This window comes from Aegicerativicinus sediminis (genome assembly GCF_015476115.1).
GTDB classification, from domain to species: Bacteria; Bacteroidota; Bacteroidia; order Flavobacteriales; family Flavobacteriaceae; genus Aegicerativicinus; species Aegicerativicinus sediminis.
In genome coordinates this window covers 1856478-1882502 of record NZ_CP064295.1, presented here as the reverse complement: position 1 = coordinate 1882502, position 26025 = coordinate 1856478, and the positions used below count along the sequence as shown (strand labels likewise).

Annotated in this window: 22 protein-coding genes; 16 read left to right on the top strand and 6 right to left on the bottom strand. The window is 35.9% G+C overall.

Translation table 11 applies throughout. The features are described from left to right. The first annotated feature begins 32 nt into the window (after positions 1-32). Positions 33-1943: an alpha/beta hydrolase family protein gene (locus ISU00_RS08105; RefSeq protein ID WP_228853555.1), complete on the top strand. Its 1911-nt coding sequence runs from the start codon at positions 33-35 to the stop codon at positions 1941-1943. 12 nt (positions 1944-1955) lie between these two features. Here ISU00_RS08105 and ISU00_RS08100 read toward each other — a convergent pair whose 3' ends face one another. After that, entirely contained in the window at positions 1956-2987 is a 1032-nt protein-coding gene (locus ISU00_RS08100; RefSeq protein WP_228853554.1) for a S66 peptidase family protein, read from the bottom strand. Positions 2988-3069: 82 nt separating this feature from the next. Between ISU00_RS08100 and metG the strand changes: the two genes are divergently transcribed. Beyond that, positions 3070-5133, top strand: coding sequence for a methionine--tRNA ligase (gene metG / locus ISU00_RS08095; RefSeq protein WP_228853719.1), 2064 nt, complete (start codon positions 3070-3072; stop codon positions 5131-5133). A 45-nt stretch (positions 5134-5178) separates the two neighbouring features. After that, positions 5179-6069 carry a DUF6268 family outer membrane beta-barrel protein gene (locus ISU00_RS08090; RefSeq protein ID WP_228853553.1) on the top strand — a complete coding sequence of 297 codons (891 nt, stop codon included), beginning with the start codon at positions 5179-5181 and terminating at the stop codon, positions 6067-6069. On the opposite strand, the gene ISU00_RS08085 is transcribed toward ISU00_RS08090, so the two are convergent. Further along, entirely contained in the window at positions 6070-8556 is a 2487-nt protein-coding gene (locus ISU00_RS08085) for a phosphoenolpyruvate carboxylase (protein ID WP_228853552.1), read from the bottom strand. Positions 8557-8838: 282 nt separating this feature from the next. On the opposite strand from ISU00_RS08085, the gene ISU00_RS08080 reads away from it, so the two are divergent. Beyond that, positions 8839-11256 (top strand): hypothetical protein, encoded by a 2418-nt coding sequence (locus tag ISU00_RS08080; protein ID WP_228853551.1) that lies wholly within the window; start codon positions 8839-8841, stop codon positions 11254-11256. Positions 11257-11358: 102 nt separating this feature from the next. Beyond that, entirely contained in the window at positions 11359-13788 is a 2430-nt protein-coding gene (locus tag ISU00_RS08075) for a hypothetical protein (RefSeq protein WP_228853550.1), read from the top strand. Here the strand turns inward: ISU00_RS08075 and ISU00_RS08070 are convergent. From ISU00_RS08070 to ISU00_RS08060, 3 genes are read right to left on the bottom strand one after another with little or no spacing between them, the layout of a single operon-like run. Next, complete coding sequence (locus ISU00_RS08070; protein ID WP_228853549.1) at positions 13785-16292, bottom strand: TonB-dependent receptor plug domain-containing protein; 2508 nt, start codon at positions 16290-16292, stop codon at positions 13785-13787. The two genes, ISU00_RS08075 and ISU00_RS08070, sit on opposite strands and share 4 nt — an antisense overlap. Then, the gene (locus ISU00_RS08065; RefSeq protein ID WP_228853548.1) at positions 16276-17169 is read right to left on the bottom strand and encodes a FecR family protein; all 894 of its coding nucleotides are present in this window, start codon (positions 17167-17169) and stop codon (positions 16276-16278) included. Before ISU00_RS08065 ends, ISU00_RS08070 begins: the two co-directional genes overlap by 17 nt. A gap of 48 nt (positions 17170-17217) precedes the next feature. Next, on the bottom strand, positions 17218-17739 hold the full coding sequence (locus tag ISU00_RS08060; protein WP_228853547.1) for an RNA polymerase sigma factor: 522 nt from the start codon (positions 17737-17739) through the stop codon (positions 17218-17220). 136 nt (positions 17740-17875) lie between these two features. On the opposite strand from ISU00_RS08060, the gene ISU00_RS08055 reads away from it, so the two are divergent. The 8 genes from ISU00_RS08055 to ISU00_RS08020 all read left to right on the top strand — a co-directional run bounded on the left by ISU00_RS08055 (position 17876) and on the right by ISU00_RS08020 (position 23024). Next, entirely contained in the window at positions 17876-18928 is a 1053-nt protein-coding gene (locus ISU00_RS08055; protein ID WP_228853546.1) for a hypothetical protein, read from the top strand. Further along, positions 18909-19379 (top strand): hypothetical protein, encoded by a 471-nt coding sequence (locus ISU00_RS08050; protein ID WP_228853545.1) that lies wholly within the window; start codon positions 18909-18911, stop codon positions 19377-19379. The genes ISU00_RS08055 and ISU00_RS08050 overlap by 20 nt, the downstream gene beginning before the upstream one ends. A gap of 132 nt (positions 19380-19511) precedes the next feature. Then, positions 19512-19907: an OB-fold protein gene (locus ISU00_RS08045; RefSeq protein ID WP_228853544.1), complete on the top strand. Its 396-nt coding sequence runs from the start codon at positions 19512-19514 to the stop codon at positions 19905-19907. A 2-nt stretch (positions 19908-19909) separates the two neighbouring features. Further along, the gene (locus ISU00_RS08040; protein ID WP_228853543.1) at positions 19910-20497 is read left to right on the top strand and encodes a T9SS type A sorting domain-containing protein; all 588 of its coding nucleotides are present in this window, start codon (positions 19910-19912) and stop codon (positions 20495-20497) included. A gap of 1 nt (position 20498) precedes the next feature. After that, complete coding sequence (locus ISU00_RS08035) at positions 20499-21350, top strand: DUF5777 family beta-barrel protein (RefSeq protein WP_228853542.1); 852 nt, start codon at positions 20499-20501, stop codon at positions 21348-21350. Between the two features lie 11 nt (positions 21351-21361). After that, positions 21362-21733, top strand: coding sequence for a c-type cytochrome domain-containing protein (locus tag ISU00_RS08030; protein WP_228853541.1), 372 nt, complete (start codon positions 21362-21364; stop codon positions 21731-21733). A gap of 3 nt (positions 21734-21736) precedes the next feature. Next, a complete protein-coding gene (locus tag ISU00_RS08025) occupies positions 21737-22276 on the top strand; it encodes a YceI family protein (protein ID WP_228853540.1) in 540 nt (179 codons plus the stop codon). Positions 22277-22493: 217 nt separating this feature from the next. Next, positions 22494-23024: a CHRD domain-containing protein gene (locus tag ISU00_RS08020; RefSeq protein WP_228853539.1), complete on the top strand. Its 531-nt coding sequence runs from the start codon at positions 22494-22496 to the stop codon at positions 23022-23024. A gap of 123 nt (positions 23025-23147) precedes the next feature. Here the strand turns inward: ISU00_RS08020 and ISU00_RS08015 are convergent, their stop codons facing one another. Next, positions 23148-23480, bottom strand: a complete 333-nt coding sequence (locus ISU00_RS08015) for a single-stranded DNA-binding protein (protein ID WP_228853538.1) — start codon at positions 23478-23480, stop codon at positions 23148-23150. A gap of 501 nt (positions 23481-23981) precedes the next feature. Between ISU00_RS08015 and ISU00_RS08010 the strand changes: the two genes are divergently transcribed. The 3 genes from ISU00_RS08010 (at position 23982) to ISU00_RS08000 (ending at position 25974) form a co-directional block, all read left to right on the top strand. Then, on the top strand, positions 23982-24287 hold the full coding sequence (locus tag ISU00_RS08010; RefSeq protein ID WP_228853537.1) for a hypothetical protein: 306 nt from the start codon (positions 23982-23984) through the stop codon (positions 24285-24287). 135 nt (positions 24288-24422) lie between these two features. After that, on the top strand, positions 24423-25193 hold the full coding sequence (locus ISU00_RS08005; RefSeq protein WP_228853536.1) for a DUF6090 family protein: 771 nt from the start codon (positions 24423-24425) through the stop codon (positions 25191-25193). After that, on the top strand, positions 25186-25974 hold the full coding sequence (locus ISU00_RS08000) for a DUF6090 family protein (RefSeq protein WP_228853535.1): 789 nt from the start codon (positions 25186-25188) through the stop codon (positions 25972-25974). The genes ISU00_RS08005 and ISU00_RS08000 overlap by 8 nt, the downstream gene beginning before the upstream one ends. Positions 25975-26025 lie beyond the last annotated feature (51 nt).

Sequence of the window (26025 nt, the reverse complement as noted above, 5' to 3'; positions counted from 1 at the left end):
GGTATCTTTGAATAATTTCTTGAATTTATAAAATGAAAAAGATATTTCTATTTACGGTCTTAATTTTTGCGATTAATTTCTTCTCTTCATCACAGAATGTAATGACACCTGAAAAGCTATGGCAGGTGAAACGGTTAAGCGTTCTTGGCTTGTCTGAAGACAATTCAACCATATTTTACAGAATTAGCATACCAAATGTTGAAGAAAATAATTTCGATTCTAAATTTTTCAAACTGCCTGTCGATGGCGGAAATGCAATTGAAATTAACAAAGAGGATGTTAAGACGGTAGATAAGAATATTTCTCCAGATGGCAGCAAAATATTATTTCACAAAGCAGTGTTATTGGAAAATACTCGTAGCACCAATGTGTATCCTGAACTTTCAAAATCTGATGCCTACATCTTTACCGAATTAGATAACCGCCATTGGGATAGTTGGAATGACGGACAATATGACCATGTTTTCTATAAAAATGCAGACAGTGAAGATGATGAGGGAATCGATTTAATGCCTAACGAACCTTATTATACACCTCAACGTCCTTTCGGTGGAGACGAAGACTATATATGGTCTGCTGACGGCAATAGTATTTACTATGTCAGTAAAAAATTAAGAGGCACAGACTATGCAAAAAGCACAAATACGGATATCTACCAATATGATCTAGCTACTAAGACCACAACCAATGTAACGGAGGCAAATAAGGGATACGATACCAATCCTGAGATTTCCAGTCAGGGTGCTTTGGCTTGGTTACAAATGGAAAAGGATGGTTACGAGGCGGATAAAAATGACCTTGTGGTATTGGAAAATGGGGTAAAGCAAAACCTCACAGCAAATTGGGATGGAACAGTAAATAGTTTTAAATGGAATAAAAATGGTCAATCCCTATATTTCGTTGCTCCCGTTGGCGGAACGAAGCAATTGTTTGAGGTAAATTATCCTGGGAAAAAGCGAATTGCAGCCGTTGTTTCACAACTATCTGAAGGTTGGTTTGATGTTAATAGCATCATAGCCGAAGTAGGATCTAAATTGTTAGTCACTAGATCTGATATGAACCATGCGAATGACCTTTATTCTTTCGACTTAAAAACTAAAAAGTTTACTCAGTTAACCAATGTAAATAAGGATTTATATGACAGTGTAGACTTACCAAAGGTGGAAAAACGTATGGTGGCAACCACGGATGGAAAACAAATGTTGGTATGGGTTATATTGCCCCCAAATTTTGACTCTTCCAAGAAATATCCGACCCTATTGTATTGCCAAGGTGGTCCACAATCGGCACTTTCACAATTTTATTCTTACAGGTGGAATTTTCAATTAATGGCATCCCAAGGTTATATAGTGGTGGCTCCAAACCGGAGAGGAATGCCCGGTCATGGAGTAGAATGGAATGAGCAAATAAGCAAAGATTGGGGAGGACAAAACATAAGGGATTATCTTTCTGCCATAGATGATGTGGCCAAAGAGCCTTATGTTGACAAAACACGACTTGGAGCTGTTGGAGCAAGCTATGGTGGTTATTCTGTTTTCTATTTAGCAGGAATTCACAATAATCGTTTTAAAACTTTTATTGCACACGATGGTATATTCAACATGCAAAGCATGTATGGAACTACTGAGGAATTATTTTTTGTAAATCATGATTTCGGCGGAAATTATTGGGATAAAACAAATGTTGCAGCACAAAAGTCTTATAATGAATTCAACCCAATCAACCTTGTAAACAACTGGGATACTCCAATATTTATTATCCAAGGAGGAAAAGATTACAGAGTGTCGATTGAGCAAGGTTTAGAGGCGTTTCAAGCGGCGCAATTAAGAGGAATAAAAAGTAAGTTGCTTTATCTTCCAGAAGAAAATCATTGGGTGACAAGCCCACAAAATTCTTTGGTTTGGCAACACGAATTTTTTAAGTGGTTGAAGGAGACCCTCTAATTTATTTAGGCATTATCTTTTAGCAAATTCTATAACTGTTTCGTCTTTAGTTACCTTCAGTTTTATGAGGCGACCAAAATATAAAGCACGGTTATCATCCTCGTGCCCAGACGGCATATTAAATGCAATTGGAAAATCATAATCTTTGAGTGCATCCAAGATTAATTGCTCTATTGAACTGCCCCATTCAGTTGTGTTTTTTCGCATATTGGAAAAGTCGCCAACGATAACACCTTTGCAATGATCAAAATAACCAGCACGTTTCAAGCTTTGCAACATGCGATCTATATGATATTTGTATTCCCCAACATCTTCAATAAACAGAATTTTATCATCGGCATTAATACTACTACGTGACCCTAACATGGTATGCAGAAGCGTTAAATTACCACCTATCAATTCTCCCTCCGACATACCAGTACGGTTATAATCTGAACCGTCTAAATGATACTCTAATTTTTCGCCAAGAAGGGTCTTTTTGAAAGTTGAAATGGTTTCCTCCATGTCTTCTTGATCCTCCCCTAAACTAGTACCCATCATTGCATGTATTGTTTGATATCCAAGATTATGAATATCTAAATGCAAGGCAGTAATATCAGAATACCCTATCACCCATTTGGGATGTTTTTTGAACTCCGTATAATCTAGTTTATCTAATATTCTAACCGTACCATAACCTCCTCTGGAACTCCAAATAGCTTTTATTGATGGGTTGTCTAAGGCCCACTGCATATCCGCTGCACGCTCCTCATCCGTTCCCGCAAAATGATTATCGGTTTTATATAAATTCTTTCCTAGTACAACATTAAGACCCCAACTTTCCATTAAGGCAATTCCTCTTGCAATATGTTCCTCTCGATTCTTTAAAACCCCAGAAGGAGAAACTATAGCAACAGTATCCCCTGGCTTAAGATAAGGTGGGCTTATTAATGAAGCGGGTATTTTTTCGATACTTGCCGATACATTAGGTTGCGCTGGCAAACACGATATGGCGGCTATAAATAAATGAAGTAAAAGAAGGTTTTTTCTGGAAATGAATAACATGAATTGGGTTTTTGTAAATGTACATTTTTTTTCAGGAAAGCTAGTGTTTTGCGTACTTTTGTGGCTCTTAAAGGAAGCCTGAATAATGAAAGATTTTCAACGATATACTATCACCGCTGCATTGCCATACACAAACGGACCCATACATATAGGTCATTTGGCCGGTGTCTATGTGCCTGCAGATATCTATGCACGTTATTTACGGGCAATTGGAAAGGATGTTGCATTTATTTGTGGCAGCGATGAGCATGGGGTCCCAATAACTATAAAAGCACGTAAGGAGGGAGTAACCCCACAGGCAATAGTAGATAAATACCATGCCATTATTAAAAAATCGTTTGAAGATTTTGGAATCTCCTTCAATAATTATTCAAGGACATCCGCCCCTATCCATCATAAAACGGCATCCGAATTTTTCAAGACCCTTTATGACAAAGGCAAGTTTGTTGAACAAAGTACGGAACAATTATATGATGAGGAAGCTAGTCAGTTTTTAGCCGACCGCTTTGTAATTGGCACGTGCCCTAAATGTGGAAATCCTGATAGTTATGGCGACCAATGCGAAAGCTGTGGCACTAGCCATAATGCCACAGATTTAATAAATCCTAAATCTGCAATTACTGGAAACACACCTACTTTAAAAGAAACCAAGCATTGGTTTTTACCCTTAGACCAATATGACTCCTTCCTAAAAGAGTGGATTTTGGAAGGACATAAAAATGATTGGAAACCAAACGTATATGGTCAGGTAAAATCTTGGGTAGATGATGGGTTAAGGCCAAGAGCCGTTACCCGCGATTTAGATTGGGGTATCCCAGTTCCTCTTCCAGGTGCAGAAGGTAAAGTTTTGTATGTATGGTTCGATGCTCCTATTGGTTATATAAGTTCAACCAAAGAATGGGCAGAAAAAGAGGGTATAGATTGGGAGCCTTACTGGAAAGACGAATCAACAAAATTGGTTCATTTCATTGGGAAAGACAACATTGTATTCCACTGCATCATATTTCCTGCTATGTTGAAAGCTGAAGGAAGTTATATACTTCCTGACAATGTTCCGGCCAACGAATTTCTAAACTTAGAAGGGAACAAACTATCTACATCAAAAAACTGGGCCGTTTGGCTACATGAATATTTAGAAGAATTTCCTGGGCAACAAGATGTATTAAGATATACCCTAACTGCCAATGCTCCAGAAACAAAAGACAATGACTTTACTTGGAATGACTTTCAAGCCCGCAACAACAATGAATTGGTAGCCATTTTAGGGAATTTCATTAACCGAGTGGTAGTACTAACCAATAAGTATTATGACGGTATTATACCTGGAAGACATGAGTTAACAACGATTGATGAAGAAACCTTGTTGGCCTTAAACGCTTACCCGAGTGTTATAGGAAATACAGTTGAGCGCTATAGATTTAGGGAAGCAAGTCAAGAATTAATGAACTTGGCCAGATTGGGCAATAAATATTTGGCCGATGAAGAGCCTTGGAAAGTAATCAAGGAAGATCCAAAAAGAGTAGAAACAGTTATGAATATTGCTCTGCAGATTGCGGCAGGATTAGCAATTTTATCGGAACCGTTTTTGCCTTTTACAAGTTGTAAACTTCATGGACTTTTAAACCTAAAAGACTTAAATCTTAGTTGGGATACGGTAAGTTCCAATAACAACCTTTTAGCCTCAGGCCATAACATAGGAAAAGGCGAGCTGCTGTTTTCAAAAATTGAGGATTCTACCATTGAAAAACAACTTAAAAAATTGGAAGCTACCAAATTAGCAAATGAAAATATCTCTTCAAATGTTGAACCTCAAAAAGAGTTGATTCAATATGAGGATTTTGCAAAGTTAGACATGAGGGTTGGCACCATTGTTGAAGCTGAAAAGATACCTAAGGCTAAAAAATTGTTAGTCCTCAAAGTAGATACAGGTATTGATACCAGAACAATAGTTTCCGGAATCGCAGAGCATTACAAACCAGAAGACATTATTGGTAAAAAAGTTACGGTTTTGGTTAATTTGGCGCCTAGGGCACTTCGAGGTGTTGAAAGTCAAGGCATGATTTTAATGACCGAAACTGCCAATGGCGATTTGGTCTTTGTAAATCCTGATGGTGACTTGTCTACAAATGGTTTGAAAATCAGCTGATATAAAAATTAAAAGCTATATTTAACATAAGAAACTAACCTTTCCATGTTAAAATGGCTTTTACTGGCGTCCCTCAGCCTGCCATCCATGTTATTGGCGCAGGATTATGTTGACCTGTTTAAACTTGGCCTAATCCATAATTTTTCTTCCTCTTTCAAAGGATCAGATAATTCTACAACAGTTAATTCATTAGATTTCAATGCACTTATACCGGTTGAACTTAACCAAGATCAGGCATTTTTATTTGGCACAAGTTTCTTTTATTATAAAACACAATTATTTCCCAATAGCCGTCCTGCCAATCTATATAGCACTACCCTAACGTTAGGCTATTCCACAAAGCTGAGCGCGGATTGGTCGGGTGTATTTGTAGTACTTCCCAAAATTGCCTCAGATTATGAAGAATTCTCGAGTGATGATTTCTACTTGGGAGGGTTTGCTATATTTAAAAATTACCTAAGTCGACGACATTTTTATCGTTATGGCTTATATCTTTCGGAAGAGGCTTTTGGCGTAACCACTACACCTATATGGGGATTTTACTATATAGACGACAAAGAGTTTTTCGAAGCCGATGTTTCCTTGCCCATTTCTGCGGATATCAATTGGCGATTGGAACACTTCACTTTAGGAATCGATTATTACGGCATGCAGCGTACTTTCAGATTACATGGGATTGTTGATGACGAATTGTATACTGAGCAACGCAGAATGGAGTTTGCCGGTTATTTAAAAATGAGAACCCCTGATGAACACATTTTTGCAAAAGCAAAAATTGGGTATGCAGTTAACCGCAATGAGGTTTACGATATAAATGACAAAATCGACCTGTATTTCCTGGCTTGGTCAATAGGAGATGATCGAACCCAGCTTAACCCCGATATCCGAGGTAGTCTATTTTTTAAATTGGAACTGCTTTACCGTTTCGAGCTTTAATTAGGCTGAATTCCTACTAGCGTTAATATTTCCATATAAAGAACGTGTCACCAACTTTTCAAACACTTCCATTTCTTCGGCATCAAATTCTCCCGATTTTCGCATTTCTTGAATATGTTTTAATGCAAATTGTTGGATTGTCAATAAGGGTAATACGATAGATTCCCTAATATCAATAGAAGCTTTCCCTGCCGGCTCTTCTTCCATTAGGGTTTTGTAACCCGTAACTTTCAATAACAGCCTCTTCGTAAGTTGATATTCATCGTGAATAAGATTCCAAAACTCTCCAAATTCTTCGTCCTCAGCCATATACTTTGTTAAATCGAAGAACGATTTAGACAGGGACATCATACTATTTTCAACAAGAGTTTTAAAGAAATTTGATGTCTGATAAAGCTTTTGAACTTTATCAAACTTCCCTTCATCTTCATAATGCTTCAATGCGGTACCTACACCATAGAATCCTGGTACATTTTGCTTTAATTGGCTCCAAGAACCAACGAATGGGATTGCCCTTAAATCTGAAAACACTAATTGATCAGACTTGCCACGTTTAGATGGACGGCTTCCAATATTAGTTTTAGCATAATATTTTAAGGTACTCATACGCTCTAAATAAGGCAAGAATTTTGGATGACTCTTAAAATCCGAATAGGCCTTGTAACTTCTTTGCGCTAGATCCTCAATGATTTTTACATTTTTAGAGCGCATGCCCATATTGGTCTCGTTCAGACGGTTCAAAATACCGGAACTTATTAACTGTTCTAAGTTATATTGAGAGGATTCTAGTGTTCCAAAATTAGAACTAATGGTTTGTCCTTGAATTGTAAGCTGAACTTCCTTATCCTCAATAGTGGGGCCTAAAGACGCATAAAACTGGTGAGTTTTACCACCTCCTCTAGCAGGCGGTCCTCCTCGACCGTCAAAAAATATGACGGTTATTCCATGTTTCCTTGAAACCTCGGTAAGTCTCTCTTTAGCTTTAAAAATTCCCCAGTTTGCCATTAGATACCCACCATCTTTCGTACCATCTGAGAAGCCCAACATTATGGTCTGTTTATTGCCTCTAGATGCTAGGTGCGCTTTGTAGTACTTATTGGTATACAGTTCTTCCATTACCTTTGGAGCATTTTCCAAATCGGTAATTGTTTCAAATAAAGGCCCGATATCCACGGTTAATTTGTCGTGAAAAGCCACCAATTTTAACATGGCCCAAAGCTGCATTACATTTAATGTAGTTTGGTTGTTGCTAATGATATAGCGATTTGCTGCCCTTTCTCCATTAGTCTCTTGAATTGTTTTAATAGCTCGCATGGTCTGCAAGGTTTTTAAAACGTCATCATCATCAAAAAGACCGATATCTATTTGTCCCGAAATACCTGACAGTATTTTAACCTGTTGCTTTTCTGTTAGCTCAAAATAATTTTTTGGAAATATATTGGAACCCTTATCAATCAACCTTTGAACCATGGTAGTAAATACCTTGTCGTGTGCACGGCTATCCTGGCGAATATCTAGGGTAGCAAAATGAAGCCCGAAAATATGCACCTTGTTAATGAAACTATCCACCTCATCGATGAACAAGCTGTAATAATCTTTTTCAAGAGTTTTACGAATAAGATTTAATTCCGTTTTAAGCTCGTCTATTGTTACGGTTCTATTATAAATTTTGTGTTCTAATCGGGTAATTTGGTCTGTAACCCCTTTAAACGTTAACCTTCGCTTAAGTTTCCTAATATCGCGATAATAATTTTTTAGGATAGTTTCTTTCAAACGTTTGGCAACTTGCAACGTAATTTCAGGTGTAACAAAGGGGTTCCCATCTCTGTCACCGCCCGGCCAAAAACCAATATTAATTATATCGTTATCAATGTTTTTTGAATCGAAGATATTTTTGGAAATGTAGTCATAGACATTTCCGAAAGAATAATAAAATACATTTTCTAAATACCAAATAAGACTTACTGCTTCATCGTAAGGTGTAGGCTTTTCATGTTTAAAGAAGGGTGTTTTGCCTAATTGTGCCAACAAATCATTGATGGTTAACAAATCATTCGCTTTAATAGCCTCAGCCAAATCGGTAATAATACCTAAAACGCTTCCTGGATAAAATTGTGTAGGGTGTGCAGTTAACACAATACGAACTTTAAATTCTTCCAGATACTTTTTTAGCAATTCAAGTTTATCTTCTGCGGCGGCAGCCTCTTTTAAACTTCTTAGTGTACCAATACCCTCCATATTATTAACCACGGGAAACGCCGCATCTTCTATAGCATCAAATAAAACAACCTGACGTTCTATATATTGAATGAACCTAAACAATAGGTTAATCTGGCTTTGCCAGTTTCTTCTGCCTTGGTATTTTTTGAAAAAGGTATTTACAATTGTTGTTGGATCATCACCAGCCTCATAGCCCTTTTTACAGGTTTCATGGAATAATGGAAGTAATGCACCTGTTTTAGTAATCGTATCAAAAGGGAGCGTCATAAAGATGCTATTATATATCTGATACTTTGCTAAAACGTTCTGTTTGAAACGGGCTAATTTTGGTTGCAAAATTTTTGAATTTTAATTCTTGAACTGCTAAAATTAAGAAAGCTAATTAACATGGTTAATTCCTCCATTAAAAATTAATGATTCCCTAATATTTAAGAAAAAAAATGTGAAGAATTTATTAAAGCGGCACGATGCTTGAGGTTTTTTTAAGGTTGCGAAATGAAAAATTACATTATTTCACGATATTAGAACAACTAAACCAACCTTTTATAAATGACCAATTGCAATAAACTTTATTGCTCCCTGAATAAAGACTTGGGCAACATCCTCGTTATTTTAATTTTTTTATTTGGCAGTTATAAGTTATTTCCACAAGACAATGTCCCCATAAAAGATAGCTTAATTGCAAAATATTCCCGTTATGTTGAGCTCCCGCGGGAAATTCTATATGTCCACCTTAACAAGACTCATTACTTAACAGGCGAAACGGTTGGTTTCACAATTTATAGCATTGATAAGAGCAGCAAAAAACCATTAAAAGATACCAGGAACATCTATTGCCGTATTACCGATGAAAAAGGATTAATTGTTAAGGAAAAATTATTAGTAATGGTCAATGGAATTTCATTCGATAGTTTTTACGTTGACGAACTTCTTCCTCATGGCACATATACAATAACTACCTATACTAATTACCAAAGGAATTTTAAGGAGCCAAATTCTTATTCACAGCATTTTTTCGTGGTTGACCCGAGCACAGCACCAGAGTATTCACAAAAAGTTGATGATAGCATAGACTTACAAGTTTTAGCAGAAGGTGGACATTTGTTAAATGGAGTTAATAATTCCATAGGAATAATTATAAAATCTGAAGATGGATATGGTATACCTAACCTCAGCGGAGTTATTGAAAGGTCAGACGGCACGATATTATCTACGTTTACTACCAACAAATTCGGCATTGCCAAAACTTGGCTTTTTGTAAATAATGGCAATAAATATTATGCCAGGGTAACTTATCGAGGACAGAACCATTCAGTTCTTTTACCAATTGCAGATTTGCAAGGTGTAAATTTTAGTTTTTCCCATTTAAAGGATAAAATAGCCGTTTCAATTAAAACAAACTCTAAAACCTTTCCAACGGTTAAGAATGAAAAATTCAAGCTCATTTTTCATGATGGCTCAACAATCAAAGCGATTCATATTCAGTTTGAAGACAGTACGGAGGTTATAAAATTTATTGGCAAATCAGATTTATTTCCAGGAATAAATATCTTCACCTTTTTTGATGACCAGGACAATCCATTATTAGAGCGCCTTATTTTTAATATGGAGGGGTTGGCTATTAAAAATTCAGGTGATGCGAGAATCAAGAAAGAAAAAGATTCTACCTTAGAATACTTAAGCGTAAAGTTACCAATTGAAAATTTTTCACAATCTGACCTGCACAATATAAGCATATCGGTTTTGCCTACAGAAACTAGGGCTAACGTTCAACAGCAAAATATCTTATCAAAAAGCTTCCTTTCTCCATACCTAAAAAGCCCTATAGAAAATGCATCATACTATTTCCGTGATGTGACTATTGCTAAAGAATATGAGTTAGACATGCTATTGCTTACCCAAGGATGGAGCTCTTATAATTGGCACGACATTTTCAATAACCCACCTAAAATACTTTATCCCTTTGAAAATGGCATAGGTGTTAGCGCCACTATAAATGGCGAGGTAGGACACGAATACATGGTTTATGCCAGCTTGGCCAATTCAATGGAAATAATTGACCCAAAGGACCAAAATAAATTTACTTTGGACGGACTATTCCCTTTTGAAAATGAATTGATATCAATTTCTGAATTGAATAAAAAAGGAAAACTAAAAAAGCCAAGTTTATATTTACAATTCTTTCCATCCAAATTTTTAGATTTTAAACATAATCAACCAATTATGAAACCAAAATCTGAAGAATTGGTCATAGACTATAATTTCTCTCAAATTGTTGAAACGTCTTGGACTGAAATAGAACAATTGGATGAAGTTACCTTAACGGTTAACTTGGAAACAAGGAGAAAACGAGATTTAGAAAATGACAACCTCATGGGCAAGGTTGATGTTTTTAATGAACAAACCAGAAACAGGTTTATGGATTTAGCAAGTTATTTAAGAACTAAAGGTTATCAGGTGGTTAATGAAATGGGAACCTTTCAAATATTTGGACGAAGGGGACCAAATAGTTTTAATAATAACAGACCACCCCAGATATATATAGACGATATGCCGTTGATGAATAATGAATTATTATACTCCATAACGATGGCAAACATAGACTATATCGTATTTAATGATTCTGGTCTGGGTGGCAGCCAATTAGATTATGGAGGCAGTATTAAAATATATACGGATCCTAAAGTTCCATTCAATTATTCATCACCCACGGTGCTATCTCAAGAATATCCATTAACATTTAGTAGGCCTAACAAATTCTATGCTCCAAAATATACGTTCTATACAAATTCTTTTTTTAAGGAATATGGTGTAATAGAATGGTTACCCCTCCTTAAAGCTAATAAAAGAGGGATGGTAGAATTTAGAATTGAAGACCATGACTATAAATCATTTAAACTTTTTATTGAAGGGGTAAGTGAGAATGGATCCTTTATTTCTGAGGAGAAAACAATAGTCATAAATTAATAAAAACATAGAACTCTGTGATATTATGTAATCTTTTATTATTTTAAAAACAAAGGGGTTACGCACATCGCATATAAGTTCTTTCAAATAAAACCAAAAGCTATGGAGAGTTTAAAAAATTCATTAAGGATAAATACTACAGGGGCTCTAAGCAAATCAATTGTTACTGCATATATGTTAATTGCTGTAACATTAGTATTTGGTCAAGAAACTAAAAGCAACCAAGACGGTTTATTAAACAATTATACAGCCTACACCAAATTACCAAGGGAGTTGGTTTATGTTCACCTTAACAAAACACATTTCACTACTGGGGAAACTGCCGGATTTACCATCTATTGTCTGGAAAAAAGAACCAAATTACTCTCCAAAGAAACACGAAATATTTATCTTAAAATTACAAATGAGAAGGGGGAAATTGTTAAAGAAAAATTGTTAGCTATGTACAACGGTTTGGTTTATGACAACTTTTTGATTAATGAAGAACTTCCCAAAGGCAAGTACACTTTAACTGCATATACCAATTACCAAAGAAACTTCAATGAGCCCAATGCTTATAAGCAATATTTTCATGTTATTGATCCATTTCCCCAAACAGAAGAAGTTCCGCAAACCAATACACATATAGACATACAAGTGCTTCCTGAAGGAGGACATCTTCTTTTAGAAGCCAACAATTCCTTAGGAATAATTGCAAAGGATTCAAAGGGGTTAGGGGTTGCAAATTTACAAGGAACTATAGAAACTGTAACCGGAGAATACCTCACCTCCTTTAGCACAAACCAATTCGGTATTGCAAAGTGCATGATACATCCTTTACCAGGAGAAAAATATGTTTTGAAAACTAATCACAAAGAAAACCAATACAGCATCAACCTACCAGCTGCGGACCATATCGGATTTAACTTAATGTTGTCTCAATTAAAAGGTGGGATTGCAGTTGCAATTCAGACAAACAACTCAACACTACCCCGAGTAGCAGATAAGCCTTATTACCTCTTAATACACAACGGTAGCTCCGGAAAAACAATAAATTTCAGCTTTAAGGATGAACTGCAATTGATGAAATATCTTGAAACAAAGGATTTATATACTGGAATCAATATTCTTACATTTTTTGATGATCAAAACCGACCCATTTTAGAACGTCTTTATTTTAATTACGAAGGTGTAGATATGGCAGATAGTGAGCTGCTAGGTCAAAAATTTTTAAATGATTCCATAAATATTAAATTAACAATAAATGATTTTAAGGGCAAAGAACCACATAATTTAAGTATTTCGGTTTTACCTATTGAAACAAAGGCGTATAGGCAAAATCAAAACATTATTTCTAAAGCTTTTTTAACTCCATTTCTTAAAGCACCTGTAGAAAATGCCCCTTATTATTTTAAAGAGATTAATGCTGCCAAAAAGTATGAAATGGATATGTTATTAATGACCCAGGGATGGAGTTCTTATAATTGGAATGACCTTTTCAACAATCCTCCCAAAATTCTATTTCCCTTCGAAAATGGAATTACAGTTAACGGCACATTAAATGATGACATGGATGCCGATTATTTGATACATCCTAGCAAGGTTAATCAATTTGAAGTATTAAAGCCACAGGGAGATCCAAAAATTAAATTGCAAGCTCTTTTCCCATTTGGAAATGAGAAAATGAAAATTTCTAAGTTAACTAAAAAGGGCAAACCTAAGACACCTTCCGTTTACCTTCAGTTTACCCCTTCAAAATTCGTTGATTATGAACTACAACAGAAGGTATTGGAAGCAAAAAATCAAAACATTGTAAGTGATCAAAATGAACCTACGGCAAATCAAAGTGAAATTTTAAAATCCTCATGGGATCACATAGAACAATTAGACGAGGTAACTCTTACGGTACAAAGAGAGAAAATGCGCAGGGAAAAAATTAAAGATGAAATAGTATTCGGGAATGTTGACCTATTTGATGATAATATGAGAAAACGATTTTATGATATAGCTAGTTATTTGAGAACTCGAGGGTATAGGGTTTACGACCTGAACGGAGAATTAAAAATTTATGATTTAAGACGAGGTACATCGAGCATAAATTTGAGAGCTGACCCTATCGTCTTCCTTGACGGAATGCAACTATTCGACACCTCTATTTTACTAAATTTTGACATGCGAATTGTTGATTATGTTGTTTTAAATAGATCTGGGTTTGGCGAGGGTTTTAGAGGAGCTGGGGGCACCATACAAATTTTTACTGACCCTAATGCGGCCTCATACACTAAGACCCAACAAACGGTTTTGATGAAGGATTACCCATTAACCTTTAGCAAGCCAGAAAAGTTTTACACCCCAAAATACACTTCTTACTCCAACTCCTTTTTCCAAGATTATGGAGTAATTGGTTGGTTTCCTATTCTGGGAATTAATGAAGATGGTGTAGTAGAAATTCAATTTGAAAACCACAATTTCGATTCCGTAAAATTATTTATTGAAGGTGTAAGCGACAATGGATCTTTTATTTCAGAGGAGAAAGTTATAAGCCTCAATTAAAGTTCCCAACGGATAAGGGCATTAGGAGTAAATTGCAGGCCATTTTGGTACGATGCTTTAACTTGGTTTTCTTCAATACGATAAAAATCATCTAAGACGTTACCAGTATTGAACATATTCCAAAGTGATATACCAAAAATTAGATCGCTTCCACTTTTTAAACCTAGATTATAAATTGCTGAGGCATCTACACGGAAATAATCTTCCAACCTATAGGCATTTACTTGTCCAAAATTAACCGTGTCCTCAATAACTTCATTCCCATCTAACGGTAAGGTTATGGGCTTTCCGGTTCGCCAATGCAAGCCCATTGAAAGCTGTAAATTACCCAAGTTAAGGGCACTGCCAAACGAACTATTATGAGTTATGTCATAATTACTAGGAAAAGCGTCTTCGGCAATGTCCTTAAACAAATAATTATTATCCATTAGTCCGTAGCTCAACCAAAATTCAATATTTTCAAATTTTTTCTGAACCAACACATCCAAACCATACACAGTGTTAGATCCATGCGTCTGTATTAATTCATACTGATTTTGAAACGCCTGGCTTTGGGAGGTTAAACCTTTTAATTTTTTATAATACCCTTCTGCACTCAGCAACCATTGTTGCTTTTCATAATAGAAGCCTAGGGATATTTGTTGACTTCTAATAACTGGTATCATTTCTTCATCCGCCAAAAACCAGCGCCGTTTTTCAATTCCTAAAAAATCTGTTCGGTAATTGATTAATTGAGAGGTTGTTTGGTGTTTCAATTCTCCTAGCAACTCCATTGTTATACCGGGAAGTAATCGTTGGGAGAATGATATCCGGGGTTCCAAAAACGTCTTCTCGAATTTTGGAATATAACTTAATCTAGCACCAGCCTTTAAAGAACGGTTTGCATTTATTGATTTTATATTTATTTGTGAGAACCCAGCATGTTCCCTAACAACCTCTGTCACCGATAAACGGTAAGGTGGATTATCGACAATATTACCATTCGTAATACCAGTTTCCGAAAACTTGTATCCCCCATTAAGGGCAATAGTATTTGAAAATTTATATAAAAAGGAAATCTGCGCACCCGTTTCCGACACCTTGTTTGTTTGAAATAAACTCTGATTGTTAAAAACGTTTGCATTGGTACCTTCAAGCAAATAATCGGTCTCATAAACCTGTAATTCTGTTGAAAATTTCGAGTTCCATTTACGCTCATAGGTAATACCACCAGCAATACTATTTTGGCTAAGGTTGCTATCTAATGAATTAAACTGTCCTTCTTCCAAAATTCCCTCCTGAAAACTCAGGTCGTTATAAGTGAGGATAAAATTTACCCTAAACACATCCTTCGGACTAATCTGATACAGATAACGTAGGCTGGTGTCATAAAAATCAAAATTTTTATCCTTTGAAATTGAATTTTGTGAGTTACGTTCCACCTCTGTGTTTTGAGAGATCCTATCAAAATATCGGTTAAAGGTTGGTGTTTCAAACCATTTGCTTAACCCTTTACGCGCCGCTAATTGCAAGGATGATTTTTCGCCCAATGGCATGTCCATAAACATACTTGCGTTTAAAAGATTTAGCCCAAAGCTGGCTTTAAAAACATTGTTAACCACATCTTCTGTTTCTAAAGAGATTGTGCCAGATGTACCATCACCAAGAGCCGGGCTCGACCCATTTTTTATAAGACTTACCTTTTGTGTCATTTGGGGATTAAACATTGAAATTAGCCCAAAGAAATGTCCGGTTTGATACATTTTTATACCATCCCAAAGGATTAAATTTTGGTCGCTTGTGCCTCCTCGAATACTAATTTCTGAAACTGTTTCGTTGATACTGAAAATTCCTGGAAACATTTGCACTGTATGCAGCACATCTGATTCAACTAGTCCCGGCAGTATGCTAAATTCATTGGTATTGATACTAAAGGACCCATCATTTAGCTTGTCTATTCCTTTTGTTAGGTAGTTGGTGATAATTATTTCTGATAGCTGTTCCGGTTGAGATTCCAAAATAAAAATCTGGCAACCCCCCGCAACATTGAGTTGATTAATTGTTTGAGATTTGTAACCATATACTTCAAGGCTCAACGGTTCTGCTAAATCGGCAAAGACTTCTTTGAAAAAACCAGTTTCATCAGATCTTACCACCGTCTTACCCGCAATAAATTCTGTATTAAACAGGTATTTGCCAGTTTCTGCATCCTTCAAATAACCACAAATCGCAACTTGCTTCGGTGGAGTTATTATCACTAATCGATCATTAGTTTTTTCAAATCCTAAGTTTGTATGATTATTTAAAAAGGCAAGAGATGTATCTAAACTAGCATTTGCTGGAAAATTAAACACAATGACATCCTCAACAATATCAGGGGCATAATTGCATTTTACTTGGAAACGTTGTTCTAAGGAATCAATAATATCAATTAAGGGCATGGAGATATCAGGCTGCTGACCAAAAAGGCTCAGAGCATACAAAAGGCACCCAAGTATGACATTTTTTTTAATTGTGTTCGGCATGGATTACAACCCGGTTGGACCTAATTGTAAAACCTAAATTCATTGGTTTGGTTATTGCTGATAAGGCATTCTCCAAATTGTTATTCGGGAAAGCCCCATTAAATTTTCTTGATTCATCTATATCTTCTAACTGTAAATCCACATTAAATTGACGCTCTAACTCATCACAAACTATATAAAATGGAACATTATCAAACTTACTCATACCATCACGCCAATCCGGTGAAATATCGTCCACAGTTTGCAAGCGTACCTCATCAAACAATTTAACTACCCTTTCACCTGGATTCAAAATTTTAGAAAATTCGTCAAATTCAACCCTTACCTTGCCTTCGTAACAGGTAACTTCCAAAAACGAATTTCTGATTGCAACATTAAACTGGGTCCCTACAACGGTTATAGTACCCATCTTGGTTTGCACACTAAACGTCTTTCCAGAAGTGACGGAGAAATACGCCTCACCATCTAATTCTAAAATTCTTTGATCTGGCCAAGCATCCTCATTAAAAGTTAGCCTACTGCCTGCATTTAAAACCACCTCGGAATTATCTGGAAGCGAAAAACTTTCATTCTCTGCAAATTTAGCCTCCTTTACAATACTGGAAGGGTAAAACCACAACATATAAATGGAGAATGCCAGCACCAAAATACTAGCAATTCTAAGATACCACAAATTGGTTTTTGGACGTTGCACTGAAGCTTTATCCTTAAACTCTTTGAAAGTATAAGGGGTTTCAGAAGTTGGTTTTGCAAAATTTTGGGCAGCACTTACTATACGCTTAAAATCTTCCGAATCTTTTAAAGCGTCGAAGCGTTGCTGCTCTTCTTCGGATAGCTCTTGAGCTAGCCATTTTTTCACCAATTCCTCCTCGGTCATGTTCAATTCTTTACAATATAACAATCGTGAAACCCATTCTCCTGAAAATTAAACCGAAAAATCATCTAAATTTAATTTTAGTTGTTTTAAAGCACTATAAATTCTATACTCAACTACCTTTTTAGTAACCCCCAAAAGATCAGCTATCTCTTGGTGGGATTTCCCCTCAACCTTATTTAACATAAAGGCGACCCGCTGTTCCTCCCCTAGCATGGCAAGAGCTTTTTGGTAACGATCTAAATATTGTTTTTCCTCCAATAAAAATTGTGGATTCTGATGTGTTACCGATTGAGGTTTTATGTTCTTATATTTTAAAACAACCTTTTTATGCTTCATATCATTCAAGGCAAAATTATTGGCAACCGTAAAAAGATACGATTTAGCTTTGGCTAGACTTACCTTTTTACAATTGTTCCACAAAGTAACAAAGGCGTCTTGCACCTTATCTTTTGCATGTACTTCCTCCCCGAACTTGTAGTATAAAAAATCATGGAGAGGCTTGGCATGCTGCTCATAAAGAGACCTAAACCGTTGTTCCTCGCAAATATGTGATTCCTCCTTCTTCGCCACAAAAATTAGTTAGTTGGTTAAATGTAAAAATTATCTGAATAAGCCCAATTAGTATAATGATGAAAAAAAAATTTACAAATTTTCAGGATTTGGAAGCGGTCAGTTGTTTAATTATAAAGAAAGCAAAGTAGTCTTTATGAAACGCCTATTAATTTTCGTTTTGATTCTAACCCTAGTTGTTTCCTGTAGAAAGGAGAGCATCGACTTTTATGCCCCATCTGAAGAAGAACAGTTGGTGGCAAGTTCTACAGCCGCCATCTTAATGGAAAATACTAGCTTATTAGATGGTTCTAGAGATAATATTATTGACAAGGCAAGTTGCCTCACGGTGATTTTTCCAGTTGAAGTTGAGATTGATGATGAGACCATTGTCATTAACTCTTTGGAAGATCTTGACTTATTGGAGGACTTGTTGGATGAGAAGAACGATGATGACTACGACTTAATTTATCCATTTCAGGTTTTAACCTCAGATTTTAATATAGTGACTATAGTAAATGAGGACCAATTAGAAGATTATATAGAAAGCTGCCCACAAGATGGTAGTGATGACGACATTGAATGTATCGATTTTGTCTATCCGGTTACATTTTTATCTTTCAATATTGCAACAGAAAGCATAGACACCTATAACATTTTTACGGACAACGACATGTTCGATTTTCTGTCTTCCCTTACACCGGCAGATGTTGTATCTATCCAATTTCCCTTGGTTTTAAAAACCTCCGACGAAGAAACCCTAACCGTTAATAACATTCAAGAATTACAATCTACCCTGGCAGCTTATGAAGATTTTTGCAATGAAGATGACGACCTCGATTTTCGGGATGATGATTGTTACGGTTGTACACCAGATAACCTACTAGATATCCTAACCCAATGTGATTATTGGGAGGTTGATAAACTGGAACGTTACGATTATGATTATGATGATTATTATGAGGGGTATAGCTTTCAATTCTCGAGGGACGGCAAAATAACTGTAGATTATGATGGCGAATTGTATTATGGAACCTTCGAAACATCTGGTCAAGACAATGACTTAATAGTAACTATAAATATCCCCGAAATGCCTTATTGTAATAATAACTGGAGACTACATAAAATTGAAAATAGTTATGGAGAAACAAAAATTAATTTCCGTAAAGGAGAAAACGACCGTATGCGATATGAAAGCGAATGCAATTAAAAGGTGGGTAATATATCCGTGCCTAGGCATTCTTTTAAGTGTTTGTCTTATAAACTGCTCCAGCGATGACAGTAATAATGACAACACACTAAATGAACAACTGGTACAAAATACTATTGGTAGCAACTGGATTATTTCCAACTACATAGATTCTGGCCAGAATGAAACTTCAGATTATAGCGGGTATATTTTCCAGTTTAACAGTAATGGAAATGTTATCGCGCAAAAAGGAGACGTAACAATTAATGGTACGTGGAGCATTACATCTGAGGATGATGACTCACAAGACCATATGCACTTTAATTTGTCATTTAATGTGCCCGAAGATCATGATTTTGATGACCTAATAGATGATTGGCATGTTATGAATTTCTCCAACTCGAGAATAGATCTAGAAGATGATAGCAGTGGAAGCGGCGATATAGACCTATTAACATTTAGCAAAGCTTAGGGTGAAAATAAATATGAAAAAGAGAAATAGTTTGCGGTCTACACCCTAGCACCCAAAAAGGCTAAGACCGCATTTGGTTGGTGCTGCCCCAGTATAACTGGGGCAGTTAAACCAAAAGAATCATCAAAAAAAATGAAAAAATTAATCCTCTTAATAATCAGCATTTGTGTTTTGGGTGTATTGGGCTATCTATATATCAACCAAGACCACAGGAATATATCAGAGGAGAAACCAAGCCTAAGTATAGAGGCAGAAAAACTGATTAAGGAATTTCAAAACAATTCCAAAGAAAATGAACTTAAATATCTCAATAACACCATTCAAATTCAGGGAGAATTAACCGGCATACAGGAAAAGTCCTTAGTAATTGAAAACAACATTTACTGCGAATTTGACCAGACTCCATCAATATCTAAAACTACTAAAGGAACTAGTATAACTATAAAAGGCAGATTAATTGGCTTTGACGACCTACTTGGAGAATTAAAATTAGACCAATGTACAGTTATAACCAATAAAGACCTTTAGCAATGAAACAGTTAGTATTAGCTCTATTATTCTTAGTCCCCCTACAAATCATATCTGCCCAAACTACCTATCAAATATTATGGAAAATTGGCATTAACGACGAAGATGCCAGTCTAGACATTGAAACTGGCGATACAGTAGAATGGATTTGGGATGACACCTTTCCCCATACCGTTACCAATAAATCAGGATCTACCGAAACCTTCGACAGTGGTAGCCTTACAGGTGAAGGTTCTAAATATTCAAAAACATTTAATTTGGAAGGTGCAAATCCTTATGAATGTGAATTTCACCCTGGTATGGACGGTGTGATAACTGTTTCTAATGCATTAAGTGTTGATGACAATGCCCTAATAGGCTTTACGGTTGTAAAAAATCCTGCCCGCGAATTCTTAACCCTTAAATTCCCAACTACCTTAACAGATATAACATTAACGAGTTTTAATGTGATGGGACAACGTATGCAGGTTAGTTTTGAACTAGTCGAAGATGATGTCCTCATTGACATTTCTAAATGGCAGCAGGGGCTGTACTTTATAAAGGCCCAATCTGGCAATCTAACCCAAACCAAACGCTTTATAAAACAGTAATATGAAACATTTACTATTTCTCTTTCTTTTAGTTTTAGTACCTCTTTTTATCAACGCTCAAGATGACCTCTTAAACGAAATTGATACCGATGAAACAGATACGGATGTAATAGCGGTTTTCAAAGGCCTTAAAATTGTAAATTTTGAATCTACTAAACTGGTAGCCCACAAAGAATTAACCTTTATTGTTTCACACAGATTCGGAAGTATCGATCGAGGATTCGACAGCTTTTTTGGATTAGACGATGCTGTTACACGCTTAAATTTTGTTTATGGAGTAACCGAATGGCTGAATGTGAGTGTATCTAGAAGTTCTTACCAAAAAATTTATGAGGGTGCCTTAAAATATCGACTTATAAGTCAAAAAGTAAACGGATTTCCTGTTACCATCGTCGGTTACAATTCTTTGATGATAAATACGGATTATGACACAGATAATTTACCCGGATTAGAATTTAAACATCGGGTAAGTTATGCCACACAATTGCTTATTTCACGAAAAATGACCGATAAGCTTTCCTTGGAAATAATCCCCACATATTTCCATGACAATTATGTTTCCAATAATGAACAGGATAATTCACAGTTTGCCTTGGGTGTGGGTGGACGCTATAAATTGGGAAGACGCTTTTCCTTGAATATGGATTATGGCTGGCATCTTAACCGTGCCGATTCATCACCATTTAAAAATCCTTTTTCCATCGGATTAGACCTGGAAACAGGTGGACACGTTTTCCAAATGCATTTTACCAATGCACAACCTATGAACACCAATTATTTTTTAAGCCAAGCCTCGGGAGACTGGGGTGAAGGCATAATATATTTTGGTTTTAATCTAAGTAGAACCTTTTAAAATTTAATGCTATGAAAAAGTTATCTCTTTTAGTTTTTACATCCCTATTAATTCTATCATGCTCTAGTGACAGTGAGGATGATGTTACGGACCCAGGAGGAAACGGGAATGATCCTGGGAGTACGACCATTACTTACAATACTCATATTGCCCCTATAATGAGCAGTAATTGTGTATCTTGTCATGGAAGCACCCCTAACAATGGTGCCAGTGTATCCTTGACCACCTATTCTCAAGTAAAAAGCGCAGTAGAAAACAACCAACTAATACAGCGAATAAATAGCACTCAGGCAGGTTATGCCATGCCATTTAACGGAGCGCAGTTGCCACAAACCTCTAGGGATAGAATTGAGGCCTGGAGAGATGGTGGTTTTATTGAATAATGTATGAAACATCTTGTTTTTGTTTTAAGCTTATTAATAGGTCAATGCCTTTTTGCACAAAAGTATGTTACGCGAAGTGGGACCGTTAGCTTTGAAGCTTCAGTGCCTTCCTTTGAGGAAGTTGCTGCCACTTCCACAACTGCCACCGCCATTTTAGATACCGATACGGGAGAAATGGCGGCTTTGGTATTGGTGAAAGGATTTCGTTTCAAAAATGCTCTCATGGAAGAGCATTTCAATGAAAATTATGCAGAATCGAACAAGTATCCAAAAGCTTCATTCAAAGGAAAAATAGTTGATTGGACTTCGGAAAATGCATCAGGCAATTATCGTTTGGAAGGAGACATTGAATTCCACGGGGTTACCAAATCTATTGAAGGTGTTGCGGTGGATTTAGTGAAGAAGGATGGAGGGTTTTCAATGCAAGGCCTCTTTAATCTTAAACCAGAAGATTTCAACATCACTATTCCAAAAATTGTAGCCAATAAAATAGCGAATGATGTAGAAATCAATTTTCAATTTATTCTACTTAATAAAGGCTAGAATATATGTGTATTTAACTGGATTTGATTTATTTAGGATTGTCTCTTAGCAAGTAGTTACCTTTTTAAAGGAGATTGGTTGTAAATGCACGAGGATACAGGTAGTTCATCGAAATTTTCAGGATTTAGCTCACTTAGATTGTTTTATGTATGAAAAGTTGAATGAACACATATGTAGTTCATTTTCAACTTAAAAGTTATTAATTAATCCAATTTTTATGAAAAACAAATTAGTATTACCGTTGATGGTTGTAGGATTTCTTATGATCCTATTTGGCTGTTCTAACGAGCCGATTGACCAAACTGAAAGTGCCTTATTTTCAGCTGAAAATACAATAGACGCGAAAAAGGGAATGAAATTTAATTTTACAACCCACTTAAGTGGATCAAATGAGGTGCCTGCAAATGACTCCCAAGCCACAGGCCAAGTTATAGTTAAAATAAGTCCGGACGAATCATATGTTTACTACAAATTAATTGTGGCTAACCTGGATAATCCGGTAGCTTCGCATTTTCATTGGGCCGAAGCTGGATCCAATGGTGGTGTTGTTGCCGGTCTGTACGCAGGCTCTCCGGATGGAGTATTTAATGGTGTGCTTGCAGAGGGCATGATAACCGCTGACAATTTAAGAGGCGTTTTAGCGGGAATGACTATTTCTGACCTCGCCACCCAAATTAGGGATGGGATGATTTATGTGAATGTTCATACAATCGCTATTCCAGGTGGAGAATTAAGAGGTCAACTTTAATTTTAATTAATTTAAAGATCACAATTAACTAGATTTTTCCTTAAGAAGGAGTTTTAATAAAAATGGAAAAGCCCATAGCAAAACTATGGGCTTTTCCTTGGTTATGGGTGATTATTTTTTTTCTTATTTACCCATCATCAACAGTTCGTTACAAACTACCTCTGTGATATAGCGCTTCTCCCCTTCCTTAGTCTCAAAACTGCGGTTGGTTAGTTTACCTTCTATGGCCACTTCCTTACCCTTGGTGAGGTATTGCTGTACAAGGTTTGCGGTTTTGCCCCAAGCAACCACATTATGCCATTGGGTATCTGTTATACGCTCACCTTTTGCATTTTTATAGGTTTCGTTTGTGGCGATTGAGAATTTGGCAAGTATCTTACCAGATTCTAGGTTAATGATTTCAGGATCGTTTCCTAAGTTTCCAATCAACTGTACTTTGTTTCTTAGCGTGTTCATAATTTTAAAATGTTATCGTTAAACAATTGATACTATTGAAGGCCATCGGCTCATTCAACGGTACAAAGATGTAACGGGTTGAAAGCCTTATTCGGTTTTTAAGCATTTACATTCGTTTGTTGTCGTTTGTTGTCGGCTTTAAATTGAAGATTCCTTGTTGATAATTTCCTAGCCAACCAAAGTTCCCCCATTTTACTATCTTAGTTTCAACCAATGCAACGCTACGTTATACAAACCGTTGGCAGTAATTTGAGAAAACCTAAATGCTAGACAAATACGTCAAGCAAATAATGTTTGAATATTTATGGAAAACTATCAATTTCTTTTACGGAATTATGATTTTGCTTTCCATTTTAGTCGGAATTAGGACATTACTTTATTTTCTCGGAGGAATGAAAGACGAGAAATTTAGCTTTAACGGACTTTTAATCGTTTCAAGTTTCATTATTATTTACATCGTTTTAAGAAACCTGACAAAACCATTTTTCGAGAAAAAAATAAATGAAAGAAAGTAAAACTTTAAAATGGACTTTGATTTCAATTTGCGGAATTGGAATAGTTCTGACCAGTTTTACTGTGTTATATGAATTACTAATTCCAGACATTTGCTATTATCACACTCACGAGATGAATTCATTTTTGAGTTTATTTTATAGTGCTGGACCAGCAAGTAATGGACATCCAGAACCGAATATTTTGAATTTCATTGTATCATTATTAGTTGGTGGAATAATTGGAAATGGAATTTATAAATTATTGACAAAGAAAACCGAATTAAAAATAAAAACTACTACCAACACGGTATAACGCCCATTGCTTCATGGCTTCCTAATAGTAATCCACTCGCCAACCAAAGTTCCCTCATTTTACTATCTTAGTTTCAACCAACGCAACGCTGCGTTATACAAACCGTTGTGCTTTATTATGATTAACCATAAACCAATGATAAAGTTCTTTAGAAAAATTAGACAAAAACTACTTTCTGAAAATAAATTCAGCAAGTATCTCATATACGCAATCGGAGAAATTGTGCTTGTGGTTATTGGTATTTTAATTGCGCTACAGATTAATAATTGGAATGAAAATAGGAAAAGCAGGCTCAAAGAAAAAGAATTGGAAATAGCTTTATTGAGTGATTTCCGGGAAACCGAAACAAGGCTCCAGGAAACCATTAATAAACAGCAGAGGCATATTAAATCTTCAAGACGATTAATAATAGGTTATGAAAATAAACAATTAATGACCATAAAGGACTCTTTACCATACTTAATGCTCGATGGGTTTTGGGCTTGGGAAAGACCTGAGCCCGTTACCAAAACTTACCAATCCATGATCAGTACAGGTAATATTGATCTGTTAACCAATACTGACTTAAAGCAAAAATTGGCAGAATTTCATGCTGAACTGGATATCGGTTTTGAAGATCAAGAAGAAAGTATGAATCTACTAGATGCCTTAAACAATAAATTTGCTCCCTATGGATTTAAATTGAAGTCAAATATTATGAGAAATGTATTGGGCTTAAATATTTTAACTGATTCGATAAATAAAGATATTATGTCGAAAGAAGATGTAATGAAACTACAGGCTGACCATTCAATATTTAATCTTGGAGCAGATAGAATGGTATTAGAATTGAACCGATTGAGGAGTCAGCAAAAAATGGCGGATTTGGTAGATGAAATTCTTTTAATTTTAAAAAAGCATGATTAAGTTCTTTCGACGCATTCGTCAGCAACTGCTTTCAGAAGGTAATACTGGAAAGTATTTTAAATATGCTCTCGGAGAAATACTACTTGTTGTTATTGGAATTTTGATTGCACTACAAATCAATAATTGGAATGAGGAAAGAAAAGATAGAATAAAGGAGCAAGTAATCCTAAAGCAACTTCAAGAAGACTATCAATCTAACCTTTCACAATTGGAACAGAAAATGGAGACTAGGGAAAAGATCCTTACTTCGGCATTCAGATTGCTAAGGGCTTTTGACAATCCTGTTGGAATTGTTCGGGATAGTATAATACAAGACTTAGCTATGGTGCGAAATGATCCGACATTCGATCCTATACAAAATGATTTAACCAGTTCTGAAAATTTAAGATTAATTCGAAATGAAGAATTGAAACGTCTACTATCCAACTGGTCTTCGGATGTAGTTGGAGTGATAGAAATCGAAGTGGTCTGGACTAAAGTAGTGAATGAGCAATTTGATCCAATTATATCAGATTTGGGATTGGGTAGAGATATCTATAATAGTTTTATTAACGACATTGACCATTATTGGCTATTAAATAAAAATATAAATGAATACAAAGAAGAAATTGGAACTTCCAGCCTAGGTGCAACTCTAAATGAAATATTGACAAGTAAAAAATTGGAGTCTATGATTTCAATATCCATTGCGAATAATAAAGGTGCAAATCTGCAATCTGAAGCTTTGCGTCTTAGAATCTTGGAGATTTTGGATTTAATAGAAGATGAATTAAAAAAATAACGAAAGCACAACAATGGCTATACCCCAGGGCCTCCCTTATAGTAAGCTTCA

What these genes read in the sequence shown, in the direction of transcription:
- ISU00_RS08030 (WP_228853541.1), top strand. Translation starts at nt 21,362, where the DNA reads ATGAAAAAGTTATCTCTTTTAGTTTTTACATCCCTATTAATTCTATCA.
- ISU00_RS08105 (WP_228853555.1), top strand. Translation starts at nt 33, where the DNA reads ATGAAAAAGATATTTCTATTTACGGTCTTAATTTTTGCGATTAATTTC.
- ISU00_RS08085 (WP_228853552.1), bottom strand. Translation starts at nt 8,556, where the DNA reads ATGACGCTCCCTTTTGATACGATTACTAAAACAGGTGCATTACTTCCA.
- ISU00_RS08005 (WP_228853536.1), top strand. Translation starts at nt 24,423, where the DNA reads ATGATAAAGTTCTTTAGAAAAATTAGACAAAAACTACTTTCTGAAAAT.
- ISU00_RS08020 (WP_228853539.1), top strand. Translation starts at nt 22,494, where the DNA reads ATGAAAAACAAATTAGTATTACCGTTGATGGTTGTAGGATTTCTTATG.
- ISU00_RS08080 (WP_228853551.1), top strand. Translation starts at nt 8,839, where the DNA reads ATGACCAATTGCAATAAACTTTATTGCTCCCTGAATAAAGACTTGGGC.
- ISU00_RS08070 (WP_228853549.1), bottom strand. Translation starts at nt 16,292, where the DNA reads ATGCCGAACACAATTAAAAAAAATGTCATACTTGGGTGCCTTTTGTAT.
- ISU00_RS08035 (WP_228853542.1), top strand. Translation starts at nt 20,499, where the DNA reads ATGAAACATTTACTATTTCTCTTTCTTTTAGTTTTAGTACCTCTTTTT.
- ISU00_RS08100 (WP_228853554.1), bottom strand. Translation starts at nt 2,987, where the DNA reads ATGTTATTCATTTCCAGAAAAAACCTTCTTTTACTTCATTTATTTATA.
- ISU00_RS08045 (WP_228853544.1), top strand. Translation starts at nt 19,512, where the DNA reads ATGAAAAAATTAATCCTCTTAATAATCAGCATTTGTGTTTTGGGTGTA.
- ISU00_RS08000 (WP_228853535.1), top strand. Translation starts at nt 25,186, where the DNA reads ATGATTAAGTTCTTTCGACGCATTCGTCAGCAACTGCTTTCAGAAGGT.
- ISU00_RS08075 (WP_228853550.1), top strand. Translation starts at nt 11,359, where the DNA reads ATGGAGAGTTTAAAAAATTCATTAAGGATAAATACTACAGGGGCTCTA.
- ISU00_RS08065 (WP_228853548.1), bottom strand. Translation starts at nt 17,169, where the DNA reads ATGACCGAGGAGGAATTGGTGAAAAAATGGCTAGCTCAAGAGCTATCC.
- ISU00_RS08090 (WP_228853553.1), top strand. Translation starts at nt 5,179, where the DNA reads ATGTTAAAATGGCTTTTACTGGCGTCCCTCAGCCTGCCATCCATGTTA.
- ISU00_RS08040 (WP_228853543.1), top strand. Translation starts at nt 19,910, where the DNA reads ATGAAACAGTTAGTATTAGCTCTATTATTCTTAGTCCCCCTACAAATC.
- ISU00_RS08050 (WP_228853545.1), top strand. Translation starts at nt 18,909, where the DNA reads ATGAAAGCGAATGCAATTAAAAGGTGGGTAATATATCCGTGCCTAGGC.
- ISU00_RS08010 (WP_228853537.1), top strand. Translation starts at nt 23,982, where the DNA reads ATGAAAGAAAGTAAAACTTTAAAATGGACTTTGATTTCAATTTGCGGA.
- ISU00_RS08015 (WP_228853538.1), bottom strand. Translation starts at nt 23,480, where the DNA reads ATGAACACGCTAAGAAACAAAGTACAGTTGATTGGAAACTTAGGAAAC.
- ISU00_RS08055 (WP_228853546.1), top strand. Translation starts at nt 17,876, where the DNA reads ATGAAACGCCTATTAATTTTCGTTTTGATTCTAACCCTAGTTGTTTCC.
- ISU00_RS08025 (WP_228853540.1), top strand. Translation starts at nt 21,737, where the DNA reads ATGAAACATCTTGTTTTTGTTTTAAGCTTATTAATAGGTCAATGCCTT.